The sequence below is a fragment of the Streptomyces sp. NPDC003247 genome (assembly GCF_042888135.1).
Lineage (GTDB): Bacteria > Actinomycetota > Actinomycetes > Streptomycetales > Streptomycetaceae > Streptomyces.
The window spans coordinates 61354-69673 of sequence record NZ_JBIAPF010000022.1 but is presented as its reverse complement, the minus strand read 5'-3'; the positions used below and the strand labels follow the sequence as shown (position 1 = coordinate 69673).

The 8320-nt window shown below is 72.7% G+C and carries 9 protein-coding genes; 1 reads left to right on the top strand and 8 read right to left on the bottom strand.

From position 1 onward, the window contains the following. The 8 genes from ACFYWQ_RS41820 to ACFYWQ_RS41785 all read right to left on the bottom strand — a co-directional run. Positions 1-206, bottom strand: a 206-nt coding sequence (locus ACFYWQ_RS41820; RefSeq protein WP_389525563.1) for a DUF475 domain-containing protein, incomplete at its 3' end; no start/stop codon positions are given. A gap of 19 nt (positions 207-225) precedes the next feature. Continuing rightward, the gene (rraA, locus tag ACFYWQ_RS41815) at positions 226-717 is read right to left on the bottom strand and encodes a ribonuclease E activity regulator RraA (protein WP_389525560.1); all 492 of its coding nucleotides are present in this window, start codon (positions 715-717) and stop codon (positions 226-228) included. 68 nt (positions 718-785) lie between these two features. Continuing rightward, complete coding sequence (gene otnC / locus ACFYWQ_RS41810) at positions 786-1430, bottom strand: 3-oxo-tetronate 4-phosphate decarboxylase (protein WP_389525557.1); 645 nt, start codon at positions 1428-1430, stop codon at positions 786-788. Further along, the gene (gene otnK, locus ACFYWQ_RS41805; RefSeq protein ID WP_389525554.1) at positions 1427-2701 is read right to left on the bottom strand and encodes a 3-oxo-tetronate kinase; all 1275 of its coding nucleotides are present in this window, start codon (positions 2699-2701) and stop codon (positions 1427-1429) included. The genes otnC and otnK overlap by 4 nt, the downstream gene beginning before the upstream one ends. An 81-nt stretch (positions 2702-2782) precedes the next feature. Then, on the bottom strand, positions 2783-3871 hold the full coding sequence (locus ACFYWQ_RS41800; RefSeq protein WP_389525551.1) for an isocitrate/isopropylmalate dehydrogenase family protein: 1089 nt from the start codon (positions 3869-3871) through the stop codon (positions 2783-2785). A gap of 60 nt (positions 3872-3931) precedes the next feature. Next, entirely contained in the window at positions 3932-4768 is an 837-nt protein-coding gene (locus ACFYWQ_RS41795; protein WP_389525548.1) for a sugar phosphate isomerase/epimerase family protein, read from the bottom strand. Next, the gene (locus tag ACFYWQ_RS41790) at positions 4765-5475 is read right to left on the bottom strand and encodes an aspartate/glutamate racemase family protein (RefSeq protein WP_389525546.1); all 711 of its coding nucleotides are present in this window, start codon (positions 5473-5475) and stop codon (positions 4765-4767) included. The genes ACFYWQ_RS41795 and ACFYWQ_RS41790 overlap by 4 nt, the downstream gene beginning before the upstream one ends. Before the next feature lie 341 nt (positions 5476-5816). Then, a complete protein-coding gene (locus tag ACFYWQ_RS41785) occupies positions 5817-6530 on the bottom strand; it encodes a FadR/GntR family transcriptional regulator (RefSeq protein ID WP_389525544.1) in 714 nt (237 codons plus the stop codon). 361 nt (positions 6531-6891) lie between these two features. On the opposite strand from ACFYWQ_RS41785, the gene ACFYWQ_RS41780 reads away from it, so the two are divergent. Further along, positions 6892-8187 carry a CitMHS family transporter gene (locus ACFYWQ_RS41780; protein WP_389525542.1) on the top strand — a complete coding sequence of 432 codons (1296 nt, stop codon included), beginning with the start codon at positions 6892-6894 and terminating at the stop codon, positions 8185-8187. Positions 8188-8320 lie beyond the last annotated feature (133 nt).

Below are 8320 nucleotides of genomic sequence, written 5' to 3'. Positions count from 1 at the left end.
CCGATGGTGAGGAAGATCTTCTGCCAGAAGGCGTTCATCTTCTTCAGGATCCCGGCGTTGACCACCGCGTTGTCGAACGACAGCGAGATCTCCAGGACGGAAAGGATCGCCACGACACCGAAGGCGGTCCACCCCCCGTAGAAGACCGCCGCGACGAGGCCGAGCGCGGTGACCGCGAACGACCAGCCGAAGGTTTTCAGAAGCACTGGCTACCCAATCCTGTCGTCAGGTGCGGTCGGGGAGGAGGGCGATGCCGTCGTCGTCGGCGTGCAGGACGTCGCCGGGACGGAAGGTGACGCCGCCGAAGGTGACGGGGACGTCGACGGCCCCGGCGCCGTCCTTGGCGCTCTTGCGGGGGATGGTGCCGAGGGCCTTGATACCGAGCCGGAGACCGGAGAGGGCGACGCTGTCGCGGACGGCGCCGTGCAGGACGAGACCGGCCCAGCCGTTGTCCTGGGCCGCGCCCGCGATGAGGTCACCGACCAGGGCGGTGCGCAGGGAGCCGCCTCCGTCGACGACGAGGACGTGGCCGTCGCCCGGGGTACGCAGCAGGTCGCGCAGCAGGCCGTTGTCCTCGTGGCAGGAAACGGTGCGTACGGGACCGGCGAAGCCGCGGTGCGCGCCGAACTGGCGGAACTGCACGTCGCAGACGCGCAGGTCGGTGCCGTACCGGTCGACGAGGTCGGCGGTGGGGACGGGGGTGACTGTTTCGGGCATGGTGGACTCCTTCGCTGGGGGGGTGCCGCGTTCGCTGGGGGCTGCCGCGCCCGCTCCTCATCCGGCCGTCAGGGGGATGGGGGCGCGAGCGCGGCAGCCTGCTCGGGGGTGAGGGGGCGGGTGGCGTGTCCCCTCAGGAGGAGGTGGAGTCTGGCGGTCTCCTCCAGTTCCTCGATGGCGTCGGCGGCCTGTTCCAGGCTCGTGCCGGCGACGACGGGACCGTGGTTGGCGAGGAGGACGGCGTGGTGGCCGCGGGCCGTCCGCTCGGCGAGCGGTTCCAGGCTGCTGTCGCCGGGGGCGTGGTAGGGCAGCAGCGGGAGGGCGCCGACGCGCATGGCGTAGTAGGCGGTGAGGGGAGGGAGGGCGTCGGCCGGGTTCACGTCGGCGAGGCAGGAGACGGCGGCGGCGTGGGTGGAGTGCAGGTGCACGACCGCCTGGGCGCCCGGACGGGCCCGGTAGAAGGCGGCGTGCAGGAACGCCTCCTTGGTGGGCCGGGGGCCGTCGAGGTGACGGCCGTTGAGGTCGGTGCGGGACAGTTCGGCCTCCTCGACGGTGCCGAGGCTCGAACCGGTGGGGGTGAGCAGGAGGCTGCCGTCGGCGAGGCGGACGGACAGGTTGCCCGTGGAGCCGTGGGTGAGGCCGCGGGTGAACAGGGAGCGGGCGGTGCGCACGATCAGCGCACGGGCCGCCTGCTCGTCGGCGTAGGCGGTCACTCGGCCCCCTCCGTCGTGGTGGCGAGGGCGCGGGTGAACAGGTCGGGGGCGCCGAAGTTGCCGGACTTGAGCATCAGGGCGAGGTCGCCGTGGCGGGTGCCGGCGTGCGTCCAGGGCACACCGGGGTCGGCTTCGTCCCCGACGAGGACGGCACGGACGCCGAGGGCGGTGGTGACGGCGCCGGAGGTCTCGCCGCCGGCGACGAGGAGGCGGCGTACACCGCGGTCGGTGAGCCGGGCGGCGAGACCGCCGAGGAGTTCCTCGACCTGCGCCGCCGCTTCGGCCACCCCCAGCTGGGCCTGGACGGCGGCGAGTTCCTCGGGGGACGCGGAGGCGTAGATGAGGACGGGCCGGTCGGGGTCCTGGGCGTCGTACCAGGTGAGGGCTTCGCCGGTGACGTCGCGGCCGGCGGCGGCCGCCAGGACGTCCAGGTGGAGGGAGGGCAGACCGGCGGCGTAGAAGTGGGCGATCTGCTCCAGGGTGCGGGCCGAGCAGCTGCCGGCCAGGACGGCGGCACGTCCCTCCCGGGGCAGCGGCTCGGCCGGGGCGGGGCCCTGGGCGGGGTAGGCGTGTCCGATGCCTTCGGCGAGCCCGGCCGCGCCGGCGATCACCGGCAGTTCGAGGGCGGCGGCGCCCAGCACGGCGAGGTCGTCGTCGGTGAGGGCGTCGGCGATGACGTGCCGTACACCGGCCTGCTGGTGGGCGGTGAGGGCGTCGCGGACGGCGTCCACCCCGCGGCGCACGGTCGTCCAGTCGATGAGGGCGACCCGGTGGGGGGTCTGCGCGGACAGCAGGCGGATCAGGGCGGAGTCCGTCATGGGGTTGAGCGGGTGGTGGCGCAGCGGCGAGTCGGAGAGCAGCTGGTCGTGGACGAAGAGGTGGCCCTGGTAGACGGTGCGGCCGTTGGGCGGGGAGGCCGGGCAGTGCAGGGTGACGGTGGCGCCGGCGTCGTCCAGAAGTGCGTCGGTGACCGGGCCGATGTTGCCGTGGGGGGTGGAGTCGAAGGTGGAGCAGTACTTGAAGTAGATCTGTGCCGCGCCCTTGGTCCACAGCCAGCGCTGGGCGGCCCGGGAGTCCGCGACGGCCTCGTCGGCCGGGGTGGAGCGGGACTTCAGGGCGACGACGGCGGCGTCGCAGTCCGCCGGCAGCACGGTGGTGGCGTCCGGGGTGCCGAAGACCAGGGCGGTGCGCAGGCCGGCGCGCCGGAAGGCGGCGGCGACGTCGGTGCCGCCGGTGAAGTCGTCGGCTATGCAGCCGATGCGCAGGGTCATGGTCGGGGGTCTCTCCTCGGGCGTGCGGGCGGAGCGTGGGGGCCGGGGCGGGCGGTCGGGGGCCCGCCCCGGAGCGTTGGGTCAGTTCTGGCCGGCGCCGGCGGTGATGGCCTTGATGACGGCGGCGGTGAACTCGGTGGTGGAGGCGGAGCCGCCGAGGTCGCGGGTGGAGGTGCCGGTGGCGATCGCCTCGGCCACGCCCTTCTCGATGATCTTCGCGACCTGGGCCAGGGACTCGTCGCCGTGCTGCGCGGCGAGCCACTCGAACAGCATGGCGCCGGAGAGGATCATGGCGACCGGGTTGGCGATGTTCCGCCCGGCGATGTCGGGGGCGGAGCCGTGGGAGGCCTGGGCCATGGCGGTGGTGGCGGAGGCGTTGATGGACGGGGCGGTGCCCAGCGAGCCGGAGATCTCGCCGGCGAGGTCGGAGAGGATGTCGCCGAACATGTTCTCGGTGACGATGACGTCGAAGTCCTGGGCGCGGCGGACCAGGTGGACGGTCATGGCGTCGATGTGGAAGTCGTCGACGGCGACGTCCGGGTAGTCCTGGGCGACTTCCTGGCACACGGTGCGGAACAGGCCGGTGGTCAGCTTGAGCACGTTGGCCTTGTGGACGATCGTGAGCTTCTTGCGGCGCGAGCGGGCCAGGTCGAAGGCGACGCGGGCGACGCGTTCGGTGGCCTCGCGGGTGATGATGCCCAGCATGATCGCCGTGTCGGGGGTGGGCATGAACTCGCCGGTGCCGGCGAAGGTGTTGCGGTCGGCGTAGAAGCCCTCGGTGTTCTCGCGGACGATGACCAGGTCGGCGTTGTCGCAGACGGCCTGCGCGCCGGGGAAGCTCTTGGCGGGGCGGATGTTGGCGAAGAGCTGGAAGTGCTTGCGCAGGGTGCCCGAGGGGTTGAGGGCCGACTTGTGCGGCTCGGGGTAGCTGACGGAGTCGTGCGGGCCGAGGTACCAGCCGTCCAGGCCGGCCAGGGCGTCCGTGGTCTCCTCGGGCACCGGGGTGCCGTGGGACTCGATGGCGGCGGCGCCGAGGGGCAGCGTGACCCAGTCGACGGAGACGCCGGCGGCCTGCGCCGCGGCGGTGGCGATCTCGATGGAGGACGGGACGATCTCCGGGCCGATGCCGTCGCCCTCAAGGACGCCGAGGCGGTAGGTCTTGGTGCTCATGGTGCGGGTTCCTCTCAGAACGGGTGGGTCGTGGACCTGGGGGGAGTCGGGGGACAGGGGTCAGGCGAGGACGGACGCGGCGTCGGTGAGTGCGGTCCAGGAGCGGGCGGCGGCCTTGGGGCTGTCGCCGTCCTGGGTGTGTTCCAGGGTCAGCCAGCCGGTGAAACCACCCGCGTGCAGGGCCCGCAGCAGGGACGGCAGCCGGGGATCACCGACGGTCAGGGGGCCCCGCGTGGCCGGTGCCGCGAGTTGCAGGCAGCCGGTGACGCGGGCGTGCTCCGTGACGGCCCGCACCGTGTCGACGCCCTCGGCGTCCAGGTGGTGGGTGTCCAGCACCAGCCCCGCCGGAGCGTCGAGCGAGTCGATGACGGCGAGGGCCTCGTCGGGGGTGTGCCACAGCGAGGTGTTGGCCCGTGACTGCGGCTCCAGCAACAGCCGGCTGCCGTGCGTGGACGCCTCCTCGGCCAGCTGCTCCACGGCTCGTGCGGCCCAGATGCGCTGCATGTCCTCCAGGCCGGGCAGGAAGCTGCCGCGCGTCTGGCCGAGCGTGACCGGCACCCCCAGCTCGCCGGCGAGACGGGCCGCGCCCCGCAGACGGCACAGGGCGTGCCGTCGTACGTCCGGCGACGGGTCGGTCAGCGTCAGCCGGTCCTGGCCCGCGACCGGTCCGGTGCCGATGCCCAGGACCTTCAGGCCGGCGGCCTCGACGGTCCGTGCCAGGCCCTCGGCCGCGCGGGCGCCGGTCTCGCGGACCTGCACCTCCACCCCGTCGTAGCCCAGTTCGGCCAGGTGGCCGACGGCTTCGGCGAGCGGGGCGGCGAAGCCGAGCGGCACGGGTGCCGTGCAGTCGTCGCCGGAGACGGTGTAGGCCAGCGGCCAGGGCAGGCGCGCCGTCATGGCGCGACCGCCGCGGTCGTGGCCGTCCGCTCGTCGGCGGGGACGAGCAGGCCGCGCAGTTCTCGGGCGGCGGCTCCGGCACCGTCGAGCACGGGCAGGCCCAGCAGGGCGGCCAGCTCTTCGCGTGCCGGGGTCAGCGAGTACTGCGCCAGCAGCACCACGTCGGCGTCGGCGCCCCCGGCGGCTCGCAGGGCGTCGGCCAGGTGGCGGGCGGTCGCTTCGGCACTGCCGGCGACGGCCGCCTCCTCGCTCAGCGCGGTCACGATGTCGACCGGGCGGTCCGGCCGTACTGCCGGTACGAGCGCTTCGAGCTGGGCCACGGCGGCGGGGACGGCCGGCGGCGTGGAGGCGACGACGGCGATGCGCCGGTACGGGCCGGCCAGGGCCGCCTGGAACATGGCCTCGTCGGACTTCAGCACGGGGACGTCCCACAGGGTGCGGGCGGTGTCGACGACCTCCCCGTAGGAGGAGCAGGTCAGCAGCAGGCCCTGGGCGCCGCCGTCCATGACGTGGGCGATCAGGCGGAGCATGCGCCGGCGCAGTGCGTCGGTGAGGCCGCCGGCGTCGCGGGCGTCGTCCAGGAGGCGGTCGTCCAGCACGTTCCACACGCGGGCCCGGGGGAATTCGCGGGCGAACGCCTCCTGGGCGATGCGGGTCGCGGCCGGCACGGCGTGGATCATGGCGACCAGGGGTCGGGATTCGATCACCGGGGTTCTTTCCTCTTCCGGTAGGCGGGGACCGGCAAGGGTCCCGGTCCCTGGCGCGCTCCGGTCGGTGCGGAGACGGAACTGCGGCGGAGCGGGCCCGGGAGGGTTACGGCAACGTTTCGTCGCGTTGCTGCGCCGTCACTGTAGGCCCATCCGGTCAACCGGTCAACCGGTTGACCTCAGATGAATGACGGTCGGCCTCACGCGGGTGCACGGTCGGCCTCAGGCGGATGCGCGGTCAGCCTCCAGGCAGATACGCGGTCGACCTCAGGCGGACGCCCGGTCAGCCCGAGATGGACGGGCGAAGGGCCGCCGGCACCCGCCGACGGCCCCGGTACCGCCTACTCCTCGCGCTGGTCGAGGGCCTGCATCAGGCGCCGGGAGGCACCGCCCATGTGGCGGGCCATGGCCGCGCGGGCCGCGTCGGCGTCCCCCTCCGCGACCGCTTCGAAGATCGGCACATGGTCGGCGTAGGCCACCTCCCGCGGGCGGACGGCCCCCGTGCGCTCCACCCAGCCGCGCTGGATCATCGCCCGCATGCCCTTGAGCATGTCCCGGAGCACCGTGTTGCCGGCCAGTTCCCCCAGCGCCGCATGGAAGGCGGTGTCCGCCTCGGGGAACTCCTCGTCCGGGCACTCCTTCATGGCGGTCAGCCGGGCCCGCAGCAGCTCGACGCCCGCGTCGTCGCGCGCCTGCGCGGCCAGGCCGGCCACGACGACCTCCAGCTCGGCACGCGCCTGCACCATGTCCCGGGCACCCCGCTCCCCGAGGACCAGGCCCAGCTCGAACAGCCGGTAGAGCACATCGGAGTCGGTGCCGCGGAAGTAGGTCCCGCTGGACTGCCGGATCTCCAGCAGGCCGAGGAAGCCCAGCGACTTGATCGCCTCCCGCACGGTGGGCCGGTTGACCCCGAGCATCTCCGTGAGCTGCCGCTCGGAGGGGATGCGGTCGCCGGGCTGCACCTCGCCGGACATCAGGTACTCGATCAGGCGACGAGAGACCTCGGCGGCCAGCGGCTCCCGCGGCTCGACCGTGATCCTGGCGAGTTCGGCCATCGAATTCCTCACTTCGGTATTGACGTGATGGCCGGATTCTAGTTACCTACCGGCAATCCGGTAAACCGGTTGTCCGGAGCGCCGGTGCTGGGCTTCCCCCGATTCCAAGCCGCCAGGAAGCCCCCGCCTCGCCGCGCGCACCCTCGCTTCCCGCAACCGCCGTGTCCTCGGGCCCGGCCCCACCGCGCCCGCGTGACCCGCCTCTACAGGAGCCGCACGTACCATGACTTTTCCGACGCACGAGCCGAGAACGGCGCCGTGTGCGCTGCCGGTCACTGCCTGACCACGTCCACGCACTGACCCGCGCACTGTCCGCCGCCAGACACCTGGCGGCCACTGAGCCACGCCCCTAGGAGCAACGATGCTCGCCGTCCTCGGCTTCGCCACCCTGGGCAGCTTCATGCTGCTCGTGATGCGGAAGTACCTCTCCGCCTTCACCGCCATCATGCTCACGCCGATCGCCGCCGCCCTCGTCGCGGGCAAGGGCACCCAGCTCGGCGACATGATCATGAACGGTCTGGACACCGTCGCGCCCACCGCCGCGCTGCTGCTGTTCGCCGTCCTCTACTTCGGCCTGATGATGGAGGTCAAACTCTTCGAACCGGTCTGCCAGACCATCATCCGGGCCACCAAGGGCGACCCGGTCCGCATCTGCGTCGGCACCGCCGTCCTGGCCCTGTGCGTCGCCCTGGACGGGGACGGCACCACCAGCTACATGATCGTCTGCTCGGCGTTCCTGCCCATCTACCGGCGCCTGGGCATGAACCCCCTCATCGTCGCCACGCTGTCCGCCATGGCGCTGGGCACCATCTCCGGGACCACCCCCTGGGGCGGCGCCGCCACCCGCGGCATCAGCGTCCTGCACCTGAGCGCCACCGAATACTTCGTCCACATGATCGGCCCCATGGCCCTCACCGGCCTGGCCATCGTCGCCGTCGCCTACTGGCTCGGCCTGCGCGAACGCCACAAGATCGACACCGAGAAGCTCGCCGCCTACAAGCTGGAGATCGCCTCGGGCGAGGCCTTCGAGCCGGTGAAGGCCGACTGGCGCATGTGGTTCAACGCCGCGCTCACCCTGCTGCTGATGGTGCTGCTCGTCCTGGAGGTCGCCGACCTCCTGGTCCTCTTCATGGTCGCGTTCGTCATCGCCCTGCTGGTCAACATCCGCTCCATCGGCGACCAGCAGGACCTCATCAAGCAGCAGGCCGCCAACGCCGTCCCCGTGATGATCCTCGTCCTGGCCGCCGGCGTCTTCACCGGCATCATGACCGACTCCGGCATGATCAAGGCCATGGCCGACGCCGCCCTGTCGGTCGTCCCCGACTCCATGGGCAACCTCATCCCCCTCTTCACCGCCGTCCTCGCCCTCCCCCTCGGCTTCTTCATGTCGAACGACGGCTACTGGTTCGGCGTCGTCCCCGTCCTCGCCGAGTCCGCCGCCCACTACGGCATCGACGCCAACGAGATAGCCCGCGCCGGCGCCATCGGCCAGATCCTGCACATGATGGGCCCCACCAGCGCACCCCTGTGGGTCCTCCTCGGCCTCGTCAAGAGCGAGCTCGGCGACTTCCAGAAGCACGCCCTGCGCTGGGGCATCCCCGTCTCCCTCGCCTACATCGCCTTCGCCCTCCTGACCGGCGCCATCAGCATCGCCTGAGCACCGCGGGCCGGCAGCCCCGGTCCCGCCCCGAGCACCGCGGGCCGGCAGCCCCGGTCCCGCCCCGAGCACGGCGGCCCCCGACGCGACGTCCGGTCGGGAGGCCGCCGCCGGCATGAGTGCTCCGCCCGGC